Annotated in this window: 13 protein-coding genes; 5 read left to right on the forward strand and 8 right to left on the reverse strand. The window is 60.0% G+C overall.

Annotated elements, in window-relative coordinates; genetic code table 11:
- Window positions 1-4 precede the first annotated feature (4 nt).
- The gene (locus tag JO965_RS26655; RefSeq protein WP_203445120.1) at window positions 5-1576 is read right to left on the reverse strand and encodes an ABC transporter substrate-binding protein; all 1572 of its coding nucleotides are present in this window, start codon (window positions 1574-1576) and stop codon (window positions 5-7) included.
- Window positions 1577-1629: 53 nt separating this feature from the next.
- On the reverse strand, window positions 1630-2973 hold the full coding sequence (locus tag JO965_RS26660) for an aspartate aminotransferase family protein (RefSeq protein WP_203445121.1): 1344 nt from the start codon (window positions 2971-2973) through the stop codon (window positions 1630-1632).
- A gap of 676 nt (window positions 2974-3649) precedes the next feature.
- On the opposite strand from JO965_RS26660, the gene JO965_RS26665 reads away from it, so the two are divergent.
- A complete protein-coding gene (locus JO965_RS26665; protein ID WP_203445122.1) occupies window positions 3650-4600 on the forward strand; it encodes a MurR/RpiR family transcriptional regulator in 951 nt (316 codons plus the stop codon).
- A gap of 123 nt (window positions 4601-4723) precedes the next feature.
- On the opposite strand, the gene JO965_RS26670 is transcribed toward JO965_RS26665, so the two are convergent.
- Both JO965_RS26670 and JO965_RS26675 read right to left on the reverse strand, forming a co-directional pair.
- A complete protein-coding gene (locus tag JO965_RS26670) occupies window positions 4724-5566 on the reverse strand; it encodes a 3-keto-5-aminohexanoate cleavage protein (protein WP_203445123.1) in 843 nt (280 codons plus the stop codon).
- Between the two features lie 504 nt (window positions 5567-6070).
- Window positions 6071-6463: an HAD-IA family hydrolase gene (locus JO965_RS26675; RefSeq protein ID WP_371826928.1), complete on the reverse strand. Its 393-nt coding sequence runs from the start codon at window positions 6461-6463 to the stop codon at window positions 6071-6073.
- 284 nt (window positions 6464-6747) lie between these two features.
- Between JO965_RS26675 and JO965_RS26680 the strand changes: the two genes are divergently transcribed.
- Window positions 6748-6903: a DUF1127 domain-containing protein gene (locus tag JO965_RS26680; protein WP_203445124.1), complete on the forward strand. Its 156-nt coding sequence runs from the start codon at window positions 6748-6750 to the stop codon at window positions 6901-6903.
- A gap of 101 nt (window positions 6904-7004) precedes the next feature.
- On the opposite strand, the gene JO965_RS26685 is transcribed toward JO965_RS26680, so the two are convergent.
- From JO965_RS26685 to JO965_RS26700, 4 genes are all read right to left on the reverse strand, one after another.
- Complete coding sequence (locus JO965_RS26685; RefSeq protein WP_203445125.1) at window positions 7005-8189, reverse strand: MFS transporter; 1185 nt, start codon at window positions 8187-8189, stop codon at window positions 7005-7007.
- 345 nt (window positions 8190-8534) lie between these two features.
- Window positions 8535-9653, reverse strand: coding sequence for a 1-aminocyclopropane-1-carboxylate deaminase/D-cysteine desulfhydrase (locus tag JO965_RS26690; RefSeq protein WP_203445126.1), 1119 nt, complete (start codon window positions 9651-9653; stop codon window positions 8535-8537).
- Window positions 9654-9655: 2 nt separating this feature from the next.
- Window positions 9656-10441, reverse strand: coding sequence for a YggS family pyridoxal phosphate-dependent enzyme (locus JO965_RS26695; protein ID WP_203445127.1), 786 nt, complete (start codon window positions 10439-10441; stop codon window positions 9656-9658).
- A gap of 28 nt (window positions 10442-10469) precedes the next feature.
- Entirely contained in the window at window positions 10470-12038 is a 1569-nt protein-coding gene (locus tag JO965_RS26700; protein ID WP_371826929.1) for a PLP-dependent aminotransferase family protein, read from the reverse strand.
- A 75-nt stretch (window positions 12039-12113) separates the two neighbouring features.
- Here JO965_RS26700 and JO965_RS26705 point away from each other — a divergent pair, with 75 nt between their 5' ends.
- From JO965_RS26705 to JO965_RS26715, 3 genes are read left to right on the forward strand one after another with little or no spacing between them, the layout of a single operon-like run.
- A complete protein-coding gene (locus JO965_RS26705; protein WP_203444374.1) occupies window positions 12114-12746 on the forward strand; it encodes an FMN-binding negative transcriptional regulator in 633 nt (210 codons plus the stop codon).
- A complete protein-coding gene (locus JO965_RS26710; RefSeq protein ID WP_203444373.1) occupies window positions 12743-13378 on the forward strand; it encodes a LysE family translocator in 636 nt (211 codons plus the stop codon). Before JO965_RS26705 ends, JO965_RS26710 begins: the two co-directional genes overlap by 4 nt.
- A 22-nt stretch (window positions 13379-13400) precedes the next feature.
- The gene (locus JO965_RS26715; protein WP_203445128.1) at window positions 13401-14303 is read left to right on the forward strand and encodes a dihydrodipicolinate synthase family protein; all 903 of its coding nucleotides are present in this window, start codon (window positions 13401-13403) and stop codon (window positions 14301-14303) included.
- Window positions 14304-14670: the final 367 nt, after the last annotated feature.

The following is a 14670-nucleotide window of genomic DNA, read 5'->3' on the forward strand; positions in this document are numbered from 1 at the left end:
GATTTCACTTCGCGAGGAGGCGCGTCTTTTCGGTGATCAAATAGAAATTGCTGCGCTGCACGTGACCAAGCTCGATCAAGGTTGAACGTGCCATGGCAGCGTTCTGAGTATAGAGCGGGATTGAAACGGCAGCGTCTGCGATCTTTTTCTGCGCCTGTTCCCACAATCTGATCTGTTCGGCAGCGTCTGCGGAGGACTCCGCCTTCGTTAGCTCGTCATCTGCCCCAGGAATGACATCTCCGAAGTGACTGAAGTTAGTAACTGCGGTGGGTTTGCCTATAGCGGAACTGCCTTTGTAGAACTGATTGAGGTAGATTCGGCCCGTAAGCGGATAACGAAATGCGCCATAGATCACCACTGGGTTAGCGTCTTCGCGGATCAGCCGATGGTAGGTCGGATGATCGACAACCTTGAGGTCGATACTAATGCCCACTTTCTTCCACTGCTCCTGAAGCACTTGCATGATGGGCAGATAGATTTCGTTGTTACTCATGTTGACGGACATTGAGAAGCCGTTGGCAAGTCCGGCCTCTTTCAAGAGCATTTTCGCCTTGGCAATATCGTATCGGTACTGTGTAACATCATCGGTGTGCCCAACATAGCCTTTCGGGAGAGCCGATCGCTCTGGCTTGGCGATGTCGGCACCGATGTACTTGATCAGGCCTGCTGCGTCGGTCGCATGTGCAAGTGCTTGGCGCACCTGGATATTGTCGAATGGCGCCTTTTTAACATTTATGAATAAGTAGTAGGTGTTCGCCGGCGCCGTCAGGTTCACCTCCGCGAAGCGACGAACACGGTCTACAACATTTTGTCGCGCTTGCAGTGAAATTGCGTGTACCTCTCCTGTCTTCAGCGCTAGTTCGCGAGTGCTTGCCTCCGACATGAAGAGGTAGGAAATCTGCTCGATAATCGGTTTTCCGTTCCAGTAGCTTTCGTTCCCTATAAGGCTGACACGTTCTCGAACTTTGTACTCTGAGAACTTGAATGGCCCCGTGCCGACTGGCGATAGCTTGATTTTTCCCGCCTCACCCGCCTTCTTGCTGACGATATTGCCTGCATGGTAGTTGACCATCAGTTGGGGAAAGTTGGGGTCAGGTTCTTTCAGGGCGATCTTCACCACTCCAGGCAAGGCTTCCACGTTATCGATATTTGCTACTGCCGTGCGGAACGGCGATCCAAATTTAGGGTCAAGCACGCGCTCCAGCGAGTACTTGACGTCGTCCGATGTAAAATCACTGCCATCGTGCCACTTGACGTTCTTCCGGAGCGTGAAAGTCCAAATCTTTTTGTCTGGGCTCGCCTCCCACCTTTCAGCCAAACCCGGCTGGAGGTCTGTCACATCCATTGTGCCGTCCTTGAAAGCGACGAGCCCTTCGTAGATCTGCTGGAAAATTTCCGCCTCGCCCGCGACCGAAATATGCGGATCAAACGTGGCAATATCGTTTATGTCGAGGCCAATGCGCAACGTCTGCTCCGCAGCGAGCTCCTGTGTCCTTCCAAGGGTTGGGATAGTTGTGGCAAGGCCTGCTGCCAACACTCCACAGCCGAACGTTCTACGGTTCATCCACTTATTCATTATAGTACCCTCTTTCGTTATTCGGGCTATTGCCCATTGTTTGACCTTGGATGTTATCTTTGTGGGACAACGGTGCCTGCTACAGCGGCATCCAGAGCATCGCCCAGCCGATCAACGATTGTATCGACTTGGCCCGAGTTGATGATGAAGGGAGGAGCAAGTAGAATGTGATCGCCCTGCACACCGTCGATCGTGCCGCCCATTGGGTAAACCATCAACCCGCGTGCCATCGCTTCACGCTTCACCACAGTATTCAGCTTGAGCCTTGGGTCGAACGGAGACTTATCGGAACGGTCCGCTACGATCTCGATACCGCGAAACAGGCCACGACCGCGAATGTCGCCAACATGATGGTGATTGGCGAAGCGCTCGCGCAACCGCCGGTCAAGAAGTTCACCCATCTGTGTGACGTTGTCGAGAAGGCGTTGCTCACGAATTACATCCTGTACGGCCAGGCCAGCTGCTGCCGCCATCGGGTGCCCCATATAAGTGTGGCCGTGCTGGAAGAAGCCGGATCCCGAGGCGAAAGCGTCGTAAATATGGCTTCCCAACAGCACGGCTCCAATTGGTTGGTAACCGCCACCGAGGCCTTTTGCGATTGCCATGATATCCGGCACAACGCCTTCCTGCTCAAAAGCATGGAGCGTGCCGGTGCGCCCCATGCCGCACATGACCTCATCGAGGATTAACAGGACTCCATACCGATCACAGATCTCGCGGACTTTCTTGAAATATTTATCTACTGGCGGCACGGCGCCGGCTGTCGCACCGACGACAGTTTCGGCGACGAAAGCGATTACCTCGTCGGGTCCGAGTTCAAGGATCTTGGCTTCGAGCTCGCCGGCGACGCGCTGGCCATATTGATACTCGCTCTCGCTAGATAAGCGGCCGCGATATGCATAGCACGGTGCGATGTGATGAGTCTCAATCAGCAGTGGCCTGAACTGGGCTCGACGCCATTCATTGCCTCCGGCAGCAAGCGCCCCTAGAGTATTGCCATGGTAACTCTGCCGGCGCGCGATGACGTGTCGCCGCCGGGTTTCTCCCTTTTCAACGAAGTACTGCCGCGCCATCTTCAGCGCCGCTTCCATCGCTTCCGATCCGCCGCTTACGAGATAAACGCGATCAATTCCTTCTGGAGAGTCGGCGACGAGACGATCCGCCAACCGTTCGGCGATCTCCGTCGTGAAGAAACCCGTATGAGCGTAGGCGAGTTTGTCGAGCTGAGCGTGCAGCGCTGCGAGCACCTCCGGATGGCCATGGCCGAGACATGAGACGGCGGCGCCGCCGGAGGCGTCAATATATGCCTTGCCGTCGGCATCGAACAACTCGACTCCGCACCCGGCTACAGCCATCGGCAAATGTGCATGAATAGAGCGGTGCAGAATGTTGCTCATGATCATCTCTTGCAGGCGCTGCATACAGTATCTGCCCCGGATTACTGAGAAGCAGCGCAACGTCTACATCGTTATAACAGGGCTTAACAGGTCTTTACGAAGACGATAAGCACAGTTTAGCACATATGCAACACCTGTTTCAAAATTTAATTGGTAGACCGTTTGGTTCAAAAATAGGCAAGCACGCATCAATTGAAGGCAGTCGCCGACCGGATAGCCCACTTGAAATGAGTGAAATGGTGATCCAAAGCCTTAATCGTATCGAAAATGATCCGGATACCGTGGCTGATCTTCTGAAAACGTTGAGCCCGATCGAAGTCGGCTCGGACCAAACACTGTATCGCCGTGAGCCATACTGCGGGCCAGTTGACTGCGACTCGCCAGCGATGCTTGTGGTAAGATGCTGCTCTCGTGCTTCCAGTTTTTGTAAGTCGTCGCGGGCAAAACTGCCGCACCACTTGACCTGATCGGCTCTCCGCAGGACATCTCAATTAGGGTTAGCTGGGTGAACTCGTTGCGGACGTCGCGATAGCGGCCCTAATCTGCCAAAGTGGCTTTAGAGTGAGGAGTTGGCTAATGTTACATCCTTGAAACTGATCTAGCTTACCGGGACAAAGAGTTATAAATTATTCCTATCCAATCGCCTCTCTAGCTCAAGTATAGGATAAATATCGCAATGGAATTGCCCATAGCAACTGTCATCAAGGACAGCTATGAGCGCATGCCGCGGCAAATGAAAGCCGGCGCACGTTGGTTACTCGATCATCCAACGGAGGTCGCGTTATTATCGATGAGGGAGCAGGCGCGCCGTGCGGGCGTGCCTGCAGCGACGCTCACGCGGCTGGCGAAGCGGCTCGGCTTCGATGGATTTGACAGTTTGAAGGAGATATTCGCCGGCGCCATTAGAGAACGGCCAGAAAGTTTCGCTGGGCGTGCAGAGGAACTTTTAGCACGACGGGAAGCCGAGGGCGACGTCGCTCTTATTGGTGATACGATTGAATTTTTACACGGCCATCTAAGGGAGCTCGCACAGCCCTCAACGATTGCTGCGCTCGCAGCCGCCGCCGATGTCATGACGGACGCGCGACACATTTTTTGTCTTGGTCTCCGCTCAAGTTTTCCTGCAGCTTATCTCATGCATTATGTCGGTTCATTACTCGGCTCAAGTACAGTACTGGTCGATGGAGTGGGGGGAACAGCGAATGATGCGCTCCAAACTGTCGGTCCTCGAGATGTGCTGCTAGCGGTCACAGTTAGTCCTTACACGCGCCACACGTTGCAGGCCGCTGAGTTTGCAGTATCGCGCGGTGCGAAGTTGGTGGCCCTGACTGATAGTGAATTGTCTCCAGTCGCCAGGCTTGCCGAGGTCCTGATTCGCGTTCACACTGAAACGCCCTCGTTTTTCCACACCATGACTCCCGCGTTCGCGGCGGTAGAGTGCCTTGTTGAATTGATCGCAGCCAAGCGCGGCCGTTCCGCGCTTGAAGCATTGGCGAGGAACGAAGCACATCTCGCGGCGTTCGATACCTATGTCTTGAAGACACCGCGCAATAGCGAACTATTATCGATTGTGACAGAACCACCAATTCAGAAGGCGCCACGCCGATCAAGACGGCGAGGCACTTGAGAGCTGCAGCGACCTAGCGGCACAACAACGCAGCGATCAAAAAACATCGCAAGGAGCTGGCCGGAGATGCGTCCATGAGCACTCCGGCCGCGCCGCGTCATGGTGCATTGATAGCGTTCATCGCTAAGCGCTAGTCAAACAGGCTGTCCAAGCATGGCGCAACTCAGCCGCATTGGCGCGTTGGAGACCGAGTCCTGTAAGGCTCTTCGATACGGCAGCGACCAAGTCAGCATTGGAGGTGGCCCATTCTCCGCTGGGGAGATGACGATTGTTCTCGAAACCGACGCGCACGTGCCCACCAAATAGAGCTGCCGCAGTGACACAGGCGGCTTCCCTCGCGCCGAAGGCGCAAACGCTCCAATGGGCAAAACTGGGCTTTGATCGATTGAGAAACGGCAATAAGTCGGCTGGTGTCGATCTCTGCCCTTCCGTGTAACGTCCAAGCACGTAAAGAACCGGAACCTGATCCCAGGGGACAAGTCCACGGCGGCAATAATCTTCCAGACGCAATGTCTCATCCGTATCGTAAAGGATTATCTGAGGCGCAATTGCCTCCGCTCTGAGCCACCACAAGAATGACGCGAACTCAGTCTCGTGAGCTTCTGTTGGCACCAATTCCCGCAGCGCCAGCGAGACTGCCTCCGGCCGAGTTTCCTTTACAACTGCTATCTGTTCCTGTGGTGTGTAGATACCAAGAGACTCGCTCGTAATCTGAACAATCATCTCATCGCTAACTTCCCGGCCGATGGCTTCGATGACTTCCCGGTATCCGCTAGCGTCGAGCAGGTGGCGGCCGTGCCGATCTCGGATATGGACGTGAATAAGGCATGCCCCCGCATCAAGGCACTCGCGGGCAGCCCGGGCAATTTCCGCCGACCCAAGCGGCAAACCAGGATGGTCGGCCTTTGTCAGCCGTCCGCCATTTGGCGCAACGCAAATTGCGGTCGGCTGTTGGATGTCGATCATCTTTCACCTTCTGCTGAGCCACTCGTCTCGACTTGGATTGTAAGACCTTTAAGCCATGCATTGCTCTTACTTCACGCCTTGGATCCCACCGCCAACCCCACTTGTTTCATTCAGACCAAAACTACATTAATAAAACACATGTTGCAAACTCAAGCGAGTTCATTATTCTGCGCAAGGGCGCAGTCATCCCGCCTGACTGTCTCGCAACAAGAAAAGGCTGCTTCAATGGGTCCTCTACGGGATCTGGAACGGTATCGCCAAAGCTTGCTTGAACCAATGCCGCCAGCTAAGCGCAATGGTGCAGCAAATTGCATGTCGACTCCCGTCAAGCCATCGAGTCTCTCAAAGTCTAGGATCCTGTGCCAACACTTCCGCAAGATCTGAGGCGCGAAGCTCGCCGGTCGCAAGGAGCCGCCGGAGATCAGCGAGGGGTAGTTTTCGGACGCCTTGGCGTTCGGTGTGTCTCCGCGCGCGTCTCAATGAATTATGTGACAACCCCCGTCCTCAGTGGGGAAGGACAGGCTGTCGCGTCAGAGACGATGTAAGTTCGGTTGCCGAGCGCACTATGGTCGATGTACCGACTGCAAGAAGCCTGTCACTATGGCCTGTGATCCAGTGATCTCCAGCCCTGAATCCGATGACCTTCATTCGTGCGGCAACATCTGCCTTGACGCCGGCGATGCTGTCCTCCACGACCAAACAATGCGCGGGCTTAACGACCATCTGGGCTGCGGCGTCTAGGAAGAGATCCGGAGCGGGCCTGCCGGCGGCGACCGTGACGGTGCTATTTATGTGGTGTTCGAAGTACCGCCACAGACCCGTCAATCCGAGGGCGGGCCTGAACTTGTTGGGGTATTTGCTCAGACTAGCGTAACGCCGAAGCAGAAGCTCACGCAACAGGTCGCAGATCGTAAATCACCTCTCTCGCCTAAAGCCTGCCCATCCTTCTTCCTCACTCTCTTCCAGGGAAGGAGGCAGGAAAACTCCTCTACTGAATGCTCCGAACACGACACCGTCACACCCCCATTAAGTGTCTATGACGGCCGCATGCAATGTGAGCATGCCTGCCTCAATTTTAGCACGACTGCTAATTTTTGCGCCGCACAACTATGTAGGTTGCACGGCACACGCAAGAGCAAGAGCCGCCGGCGCTCATGCCGGCTAACTGACAGGAGTTCCTGATGTTTGTGCCCTACATCCTCGCGAAGATCCGCGCGTACGTGAACTATCGGAAAACGTTCAACGAGCTGTCCACGCTCTCGGATCGTGAGCTCAACGACCTCGGCATCAAGCGCTTCCAGATCGACAGCATCGCTCGCCAGGTCAAAGCCGGCTGAATTCTTGCCGCATGAGAGCGCCCGTACGCCTGCTCATATGGCCCTAAGGTCGAGTCGCTTATGGGCGCTCGTCGGCTGCTCCACCGGCAGCGGTTTAGACCTTACTGCGATGGGCTTGCCGCTTCTACTCCGACCACCAATGTAACTGCGGCCATCAAGCTCGTGACGACGATGAGCGACATGGACAGTGAAACCACAGTCAGGACCGCACTGGCGAAGATAACGCCGAGCGCGTTCGCGGTGCGCAGCAGGGCGAATACTTCAGGCCGCTTCTGCGGAGGGGCCAGCGTGTCAAGGATTAGCGAGTAGTACGTCCCCAAGGGGGCCAGGACGAACCCCACCAGGACGGCTCCGAGAATGGTCGTCTCGATCGATAGCTGGAGAGCGGTCAGGACGGAACCCAGCGACATGACGGTCAATTGGGCCAGCACGATCGTCCGCGTCGCCATGCGGTTGCGAATGCTCACCCACAGTCCTCCGACCACCGAGGCCAGGCACAGGGGCACCGTGAACAGGATTGCCAGGGCTGGTTGATACCCAAAGCTCAGTGCCAGCGCGACGGCGCCGATCTCAATTGCCGCAACGGTGGATCCACCCGCGGCGGCACACATAAGCCACAGCAGAATGGAGGGGCTGAGAACCGAGCCATCGGCAGGTGGCACGCCGTCAATGTGGGTTGAGCGGGTGCGTGGGACCAACAATGCCGGAATGGCGCTGAAGACTGTGAGCGCCAGGATGGCGAAGACCGGTGAGATGGTGCCCAGACCTGACGCTACCACGGGAGCCAATACGAAGATCAGCTCGTTGAGCGTGGCCGCAATGCCAAGCGCTCGCGGCAATCGCGAAACGGGTGCCAAATGGTTGAGCACGGAGCGAAGATATCCGAACGCCGCACCGTTGACGATTCCAGCGAAAGCCGCAAACAAGATGAGCCAAACGAAGGATGCTTCGTAAGCAACGCACAGCGCGATCGACGCCAAGGCCAAGGTGCGAAAGGCGACCAGCAGCTTCAGGAACAGCGCCGAAGGCAGGTTTCTGCCCAGCCGGGCTATTGGGATAACCCCAATCACTTGGGCAAGTGTCATGGCCAGGATCATGGCAGCGCCGCCACTGGTTTCGCCCGTGAGACTCAAGGCAACGAGCGAGAACGCGACCGGCCCGGCCGCCTGCGGTACGTTCAAGGTCGCAGACGAGATAAACCAGCGAATGAGCAGCCATAGGTCAGGGCGGCTCTCAGCGATCGGTGCATCTGAGCCGTTGGCGCGGGCGTGAGTTAGACTGGTCATCGGGATCAGATCTTCCTGCGAGCAAATCAAAAGCTCTCCCTATCGATACGATAAGACAGAAGCGATAGCCTTTTAAAAACTTCCCGACTGGTCGGGCCGAAGGCGAGCATGTCCGCTCGTTTCAACTCGCGTTGTCGTGGCGGGTTACCAACCGGGCGCACCGGCTCGCCGTCCACTAGCCAATTCGCCGCCTATGCGCATGAGAAATACGTGAACGCCGTCCTGCTTGTGAGCCGGCAGGCCCCTCAACCTTGTGCGCAAGCTCGTGGACGGGAACGGCGATCAGAGCCGGGTGCCGATCCGGCTTCCGACGGCCGGATAACAGCCCGCAGGTTCGAGGCAGCTCTATCCTGCGATTGCTCCGGTGATGCGCGGATCCTCGAACAGATTGCTGGTGTCACCCGTGTGGAGAAAGACGACCTTGCTCCCGGCCGGAACCTTCCCTTCGCGGATGTGGGTGAGCAGTCCTGCAAAGCCCTTGGCGGTATAGACCGGGCCGAGGAAGATAGCTTCGCTCATGGCGAGTTCCCTTATTGCCGCAGTTCCCTCCGTGGATGGCACCGCGTAGTCTTCCCCGATGAAGCGTTGGTCGATGTCAATCTCGGCCATGATGTCGCCCTCGGTCGGAGGGATCTGCCTGAGGCTACCGTAGATGGCCTTGACGCGATCGACAATGATGCCGTGATGGATGTAGTTGTCGGGGCGATACGAACTGATGGCGATCGACCTGACACGCGAGGCCCCTCCCGTCAGCAGATTGCCGGCAACGAACGCGGGCAGGACGCCACCGGTGCCGGTCGTGTGATACAGGTAGTCCGGCGTGAACCCAAGCGCATGGCTCTGCTCGCTGATCTCCTTGTAGGTCAGGAGATGGGCGGCAAGGCCGGAGGGGTGGATCGCGCCGGCCGCGGCGACCAGCACCTTGTTTCCTTCGGCCTCGAGCTGGGCCTTGCGAACTTCGACAGCCGGATAGAGCGTCTGGTCCCAAACCTTCTCCTGCGACTCGTCCGGCTTGCGGGGAAAGCAATGAACCTCGATCCCCATCACCTTGTTGAGCAGCAGGTTGCCGCGCCAGGCCGCTGGATAGCCCTCTCCCAGGTTGTCGTAGAGAAAGACAATCGGGGTGATCCCCGCCTGGATCGCCGCCGAGGCGAGCTGCGTCGCCGAATTGGAGAGGTAGGCCCCGACCGTCAGGATGTGGGTGACGCCTTGCTCGAGGGCTTCGCCGATGATGAACTCGGCGGGCCGCACCTTGCTGCCACTGATCGTTCCCGGGCCGGCCATGTCCTCGCGCTTGAAGTAGATGTCCACTCCGTACTTGCGGGAGATGTTCTCCGCCTTGTGCAAAGGGGTCGGATAGAAGCCGATGCGCCGCCTGGGGAAGCGTTCGATTGCGCATTCGATCTCGTCGAGGGTCATGTGGCGGGTCCTGATATCGGTGCGGGAATTAGGCTTGGGATCCATGGTCAAGTCGGTGCCAGCCCCGGCCAGTAATGACCGTCAGGCGTCGGCCGCTTGCCGAAGATCGCCTGGCCGACGCGTACGACATCGGCGCCTTCCTCGATCGCCACCTCGAAATCGCCCGACATGCCCATCGAAAGCTCGGCGAGTGCGGGATTGCGTTTGGAAGCTTCGTCGCGCAAACGGCGCAGCAGGCGAAAGCAGGGCCGGACCTTGTCCATGTCGGGACTGAACAGTGCCAGCGTCATCAGCCCCCGCGGCCGCAGGCGAGGAAACCGTTCGAGCGCGTCGACAAACGATGGCAGGGCGTCCGGAGGAAGGCCAAACTTACTTTCCTCCCCGGACGTGTTGACCTGGACATACACGTCGAGAAAGCGGTCCTCCCGCGCTAGACGTTCGTTGAGCAGATCGGCAAGGCGCAGGCTGTCGAGCGCATGGAATTCGTGGGCAAAGCGGGTCAGGAGTTTCACCTTGTTGGTCTGGAGGTGCCCGACAATGCTCCATCCGATCGGCAGATCCGCGAGCGTCGCGTGCTTGCCCTGTGCTTCCTGAACCCTGTTCTCCCCGAAGGAGTGAATGCCGGCTTGATAAGCGAAGCGCAGGACATGGGCGGGGACGGTCTTGGTAATCGGCAACAACCGCACCGACGCGCGCGGGCGACCCGCGCGTTCGCAGGCAAGGGCGATGCGCTCCTCGACGTTGGCAAGGTTGGCCTTGAACAAACCCAATGGATCACGACCGAACCGTTCGACATCTTCAGTGGTCAGCTCGGAGGGCAGCATGGGACTCATGATATGTCTGGCCGTGTGTCCCGAGGCATCACCTGTCGGCATCGTCCGTCCACTGTCGGCTCCTTTGGTCATTCCCCTCGCGACGTCCTCTTGCGTTGGACCCTGAATGGCTTCGGACACGCTCTCTGGAAACGTCCAGTTTCAAGGAATTGGACTGGGCCAGTACGTCAAGCACACTCGCCAGGCGCTCGACCCCCTGTTCAATCTCCCGTTCGCCGAGGCTGGCGTAGCCCATCACCAGACCGACGATGCCCGGATGGCTGGCGGGAACTGCCGGATCATAGAGGGGGCTGACCGGGTACAGGCCGAGGCCGGCGGCGGCTCTGGCGAGAAGCTCGTCCTCCCGCTCTTTGGGCACACGGTTCAGCCATGCGACAACGTGCAGGCCCGCGTCGGCACCGACAACGGCTACGTCGTCCCCGAACGTCTTCGACAGGGATGCCAGCAGCACGGCCCGGCGTTCGCGGTTCCTGCGCCGGGCGCTGCGGACATGGCGCTCATAGGCACCGCTCACGATGAGATCAGCCAGCGCATCCTGTTCGAGGGCAGGCGAGTGCCGGTCCGACAGCCGCTTCGCGCTGACGAACGCGTCCCGCAGCCCGGGCGGCACGACGAGGTAGCCGAGGCGGAGGGTCGGCGAGAGGGTCTTCGAGACGGTGCCGAGATAGAGGACGGTCTCGGCCCCGTCCAACGCCTGCAACGCCGGGATCGGCGCGATGTCGTAGCGGTACTCGCTGTCGTAATCGTCCTCGATCACGTAGGCGCCGCTCCGGCGTGCCCAGGACAAGAGCTCCCGCCGGCGAGCCGCCGACATCACGCCGCCGAGCGGAAACTGATGCGACGGCGTCACATAGGCCAGCCGCGCATCCCCGAGCCCGTCCGTCCGCATGCCCTCGCCGTCGACGTCGACCGGGATCGGCACCGCACCGACAGCGCTGAAGGTCTGGCGGGCCAGCCCATAGCAGGGGTTCTCCACGAGAACACGGTCACCGGGATCGAGCAGCAACCGGGCGCAGAGATCGAGCCCCTGCTGCGATCCGTTCACGATCACAATCTGGTCGGGATCGCAGCGCAGGCCCCGGGCCCGCCAAAGATAGCCTTGCAGCGCGGCCCGCAGCTCGAGCGACCCGGCCGGATCGCCATAGCCCAGACGCGCCGGGCGGCGCAGGATGGCGGCGCTGATCGCCTTCCTCCATGCCAGCGTCGGGAAGTCGGCGGCGGCCACGTCGCCGTACCGGAAATCGGCAATGAGCCGTCCCGGGAGCGGTGGGGACGGGATCGGAAGATCGAGAACTCTCTGGCCATAGGACGAGAGCCGGACCGTCACCGGCGCGGGCACTTCCCGCAGCTTTGGCACATCGAGGCCCAGCCCCTGCACCACGGTTGCCCGAGCACCCTGACGGGTCTCGAGATATCCTTCGGCGATGAGTTGCCCGTACGCGGCGGTGACCGTGGTGCGCGACACACCCCATTCGGCGGCGAGCGCCCGCGTCGAGGGCAAGCGGGCTCCCGGTCCATGAACGCCCCGCCGGATCTGGTCCTTGATCGCCTCGCAGATCTGGCGCGTGACGGTCATGTCTTCGGATAACTGGCCCACCAAATTGCTCTCGAACTGGCTATTCCCTGCGGGCCAGATTGCAGGCACTCCTCTGTGCAGGCAAGGAGACCCGCCGTGTACATTCCACCCGCCTTCCGCGACGACGATCCCGCCAGCCTGCATGCCACCATGCGGGCATCGCGGCTGTCCAACCTGGTCAGCGCGACCCAGCACGGCCTGATCGCCACGCCCCTACCCTTCGTCCTCGACGAGACGGAGGGAGAGCATGGCGTCCTCTACGGGCACGTCGCCAAGGCCAATCCGCAATGGAAGACCCCTCCCATCGGCGAGGCCATGGCGATCTTCATGGGACCGGACGCTTACATCACGCCCTCTTGGTATGCAACGAAGCAGGAAACCGGCAAGGTCGTGCCGACCTGGAACTACGTCGCGGTTCATGCCTATGGTCCGGTCGAGTTCTTCGAGGATCCCGAGCGGCTGCTCGACGTGGTGACCCGGCTGACGCGGCTGCACGAGGAGCCGCGGGCTTTTCCCTGGGCGGTCAGCGACGCGCCGGCCGACTTCATCGGCTCGCAGTTGCGCGGCATCGTCGGGGTGCGCCTGCCGATCACGCGCCTCGAGGGCAAGCGCAAGATGAGCCAGAACCGCTCGGAGGCCGATCGCCATGGCGTTGCCGCCGGCCTGGCCGAGAGCGAACGGCCCTTGGACCGTGACGTCGTGAAACTCATTCCGGTGGGGATGCCATGACTACGGATCTGCACCAGATCGGTCTCGTCTACACCGCGTACGTGATCGCGGCAGCCAGTCCCGGCCCCAGCAACATGGCGATCATGAGCATGGCCATGCGCCAGGGCCGTACGGCCGCCCTGGTTCTCGCGGCGGGTGTCGTCACGGGCTCTCTGTTCTGGGGTGTGCTGGCGGCAACCGGCATCTCCGCGCTCCTGGCACGCTATGCGCATGTGCTGGTGATCCTCAAGGTCCTGGGCGGTGTCTATCTGCTCTACCTTGCCGTCAGGGCGGCCCGGTCAGCCCTGACACCCGATGGCACCGGCTCCCCGTCCGCCGATCACGAGAAGGAATTGAGGTCCGCCCTGCTCTACCGCCGCGGGCTTCTGCTCCACCTGACGAACCCGAAGTCGGTGCTGGCCTGGATCGCCCTCATGACCCTTGGTCTCGGCCCGGGAGCGACCGGGCCCACGGTGGCGCTCATCCTGAGCGGCTGCGCCACCCTCAGCGTCACCATCTTCTGCGGCTACGCGGTGATGTTCTCGACCAGGCCGATGGTCAAGCTCTACGGCAGGGCGCGACGCTGGATCGAGGGAACCCTGGCGGCCTTCTTCGGCATCGCCGGCCTGCGCCTGCTGCTGTCCCGCTCCTGAACCAACTCGCCTGAGGTCTCATATGACACCATTTCAAGGATTGTCCGCCTTCCCGATCACGCCGACCGACGCCCGCGGTAGGGTCGACACGGACGCCCTGGGTCGCCTGCTGGAGCGGCTCCATGCGGCTGGGGTCGACTCGATCGGCCTGCTCGGCAGCACCGGCGGCTACATGTATCTCACCCGGGAGGAGCGGCGGCGGGCCATCGTGGCTGCCGTCGGCAGTGTCGGAGGCAGAACCCCTCTCATCGTCGGCGTGGGGGCGCTGCGGACGGACGAGGCGGAGACCCTGGCGCGGGATGCGGCATCCGAGGGCGCCGATGCGCTGCTGCTGGCGCCCGTCTCCTACACGCCCCTGACTGAGGAAGAGGCTTACCAGCATTATTGCGCCGTGGCGCGGGCAACGGACCTGCCGCTGTGCCTCTACAACAATCCAGGGACGACCCACTTCACGTTCAGCGATGCCCTTCTGAGGCGGCTCGCTGCTGTTCCGAACATCAAGGCGGTAAAGATGCCGCTGCCGAAGGACATGGAGTTCAAGGCGGAGTTGGACCGTCTGCGGCCAGACAGCTCTGGCGACTTCGCCATCGGCTACAGCGGTGACTGGGGCGCGGCCGACGCGCTGCTTGCCGGCGCGGACGCCTGGTACAGCGTCGTCGGCGGCCTGCTCCCGGACCCTGCCCTCAGGCTGGTTCGGGCTGCACAGGCCGGAGATGTGGCCGAGGTGCGCCGCATCAACAGCCACTTCCAGCCGTTGTGGGACTTGTTCAAGGAGTTCGGCAGCATCCGTGTGGTGTATGCCGCCGCCAACATCCTCTCATTGTGCGAAGCCCTTCCGCCGCGGCCCATCCTGCCCCTCACCGATGCCGATTGTCGGCGCGTGGCATCAGCGCTGGATGCCTTGTCAGGACTGATGCAGCGATGAACAGTTGAGCGTGCTCCTTGAGCGGTATGGGCTGGCTGTGCGGCCTTGAAAGTCTAGTGAGGCTGAGCTGACTTTGAACGGTGATGGCGCATGTATGCTCGTCGAGGACGGCAATGGCTGCTCGGGCCCTCCCGGAACCGTCTCTCTCGCCGCTCGGGTTCTCGCTCCCAATCTCATGCTCCCACCTGGATCTCATAAAGGGCTTGAGCTGCGCGTTTCGCGTGATCGTGAGCAGCGATTTCACCGCATCGTGAGCACGGATTTCAGGGGATCTTGAGCGACGGCTTCAATGTCCTAGTGCAAAGGTTTGCAGGCGGCGCGTCCACCTTTGCGGCTGCCTCGTCGGGGTCAGCACAAGATCTGTTCC

Source organism: Microvirga sp. VF16 (genome assembly GCF_016864375.1).
Taxonomy (GTDB): Bacteria; Pseudomonadota; Alphaproteobacteria; order Rhizobiales; family Beijerinckiaceae; genus Microvirga.

Coding starts and splice junctions, on each gene's coding strand:
- JO965_RS26655 (WP_203445120.1), bottom strand. CDS start 1,576: ATGAATAAGTGGATGAACCGTAGAACGTTCGGCTGTGGAGTGTTGGCA.
- JO965_RS26660 (WP_203445121.1), bottom strand. CDS start 2,973: ATGAGCAACATTCTGCACCGCTCTATTCATGCACATTTGCCGATGGCT.
- JO965_RS26665 (WP_203445122.1), top strand. CDS start 3,650: ATGGAATTGCCCATAGCAACTGTCATCAAGGACAGCTATGAGCGCATG.
- JO965_RS26670 (WP_203445123.1), bottom strand. CDS start 5,566: ATGATCGACATCCAACAGCCGACCGCAATTTGCGTTGCGCCAAATGGC.
- JO965_RS26680 (WP_203445124.1), top strand. CDS start 6,748: ATGTTTGTGCCCTACATCCTCGCGAAGATCCGCGCGTACGTGAACTAT.
- JO965_RS26685 (WP_203445125.1), bottom strand. CDS start 8,189: ATGACCAGTCTAACTCACGCCCGCGCCAACGGCTCAGATGCACCGATC.
- JO965_RS26690 (WP_203445126.1), bottom strand. CDS start 9,653: ATGGATCCCAAGCCTAATTCCCGCACCGATATCAGGACCCGCCACATG.
- JO965_RS26695 (WP_203445127.1), bottom strand. CDS start 10,441: ATGAGTCCCATGCTGCCCTCCGAGCTGACCACTGAAGATGTCGAACGG.
- JO965_RS26710 (WP_203444373.1), top strand. CDS start 12,743: ATGACTACGGATCTGCACCAGATCGGTCTCGTCTACACCGCGTACGTG.
- JO965_RS26715 (WP_203445128.1), top strand. CDS start 13,401: ATGACACCATTTCAAGGATTGTCCGCCTTCCCGATCACGCCGACCGAC.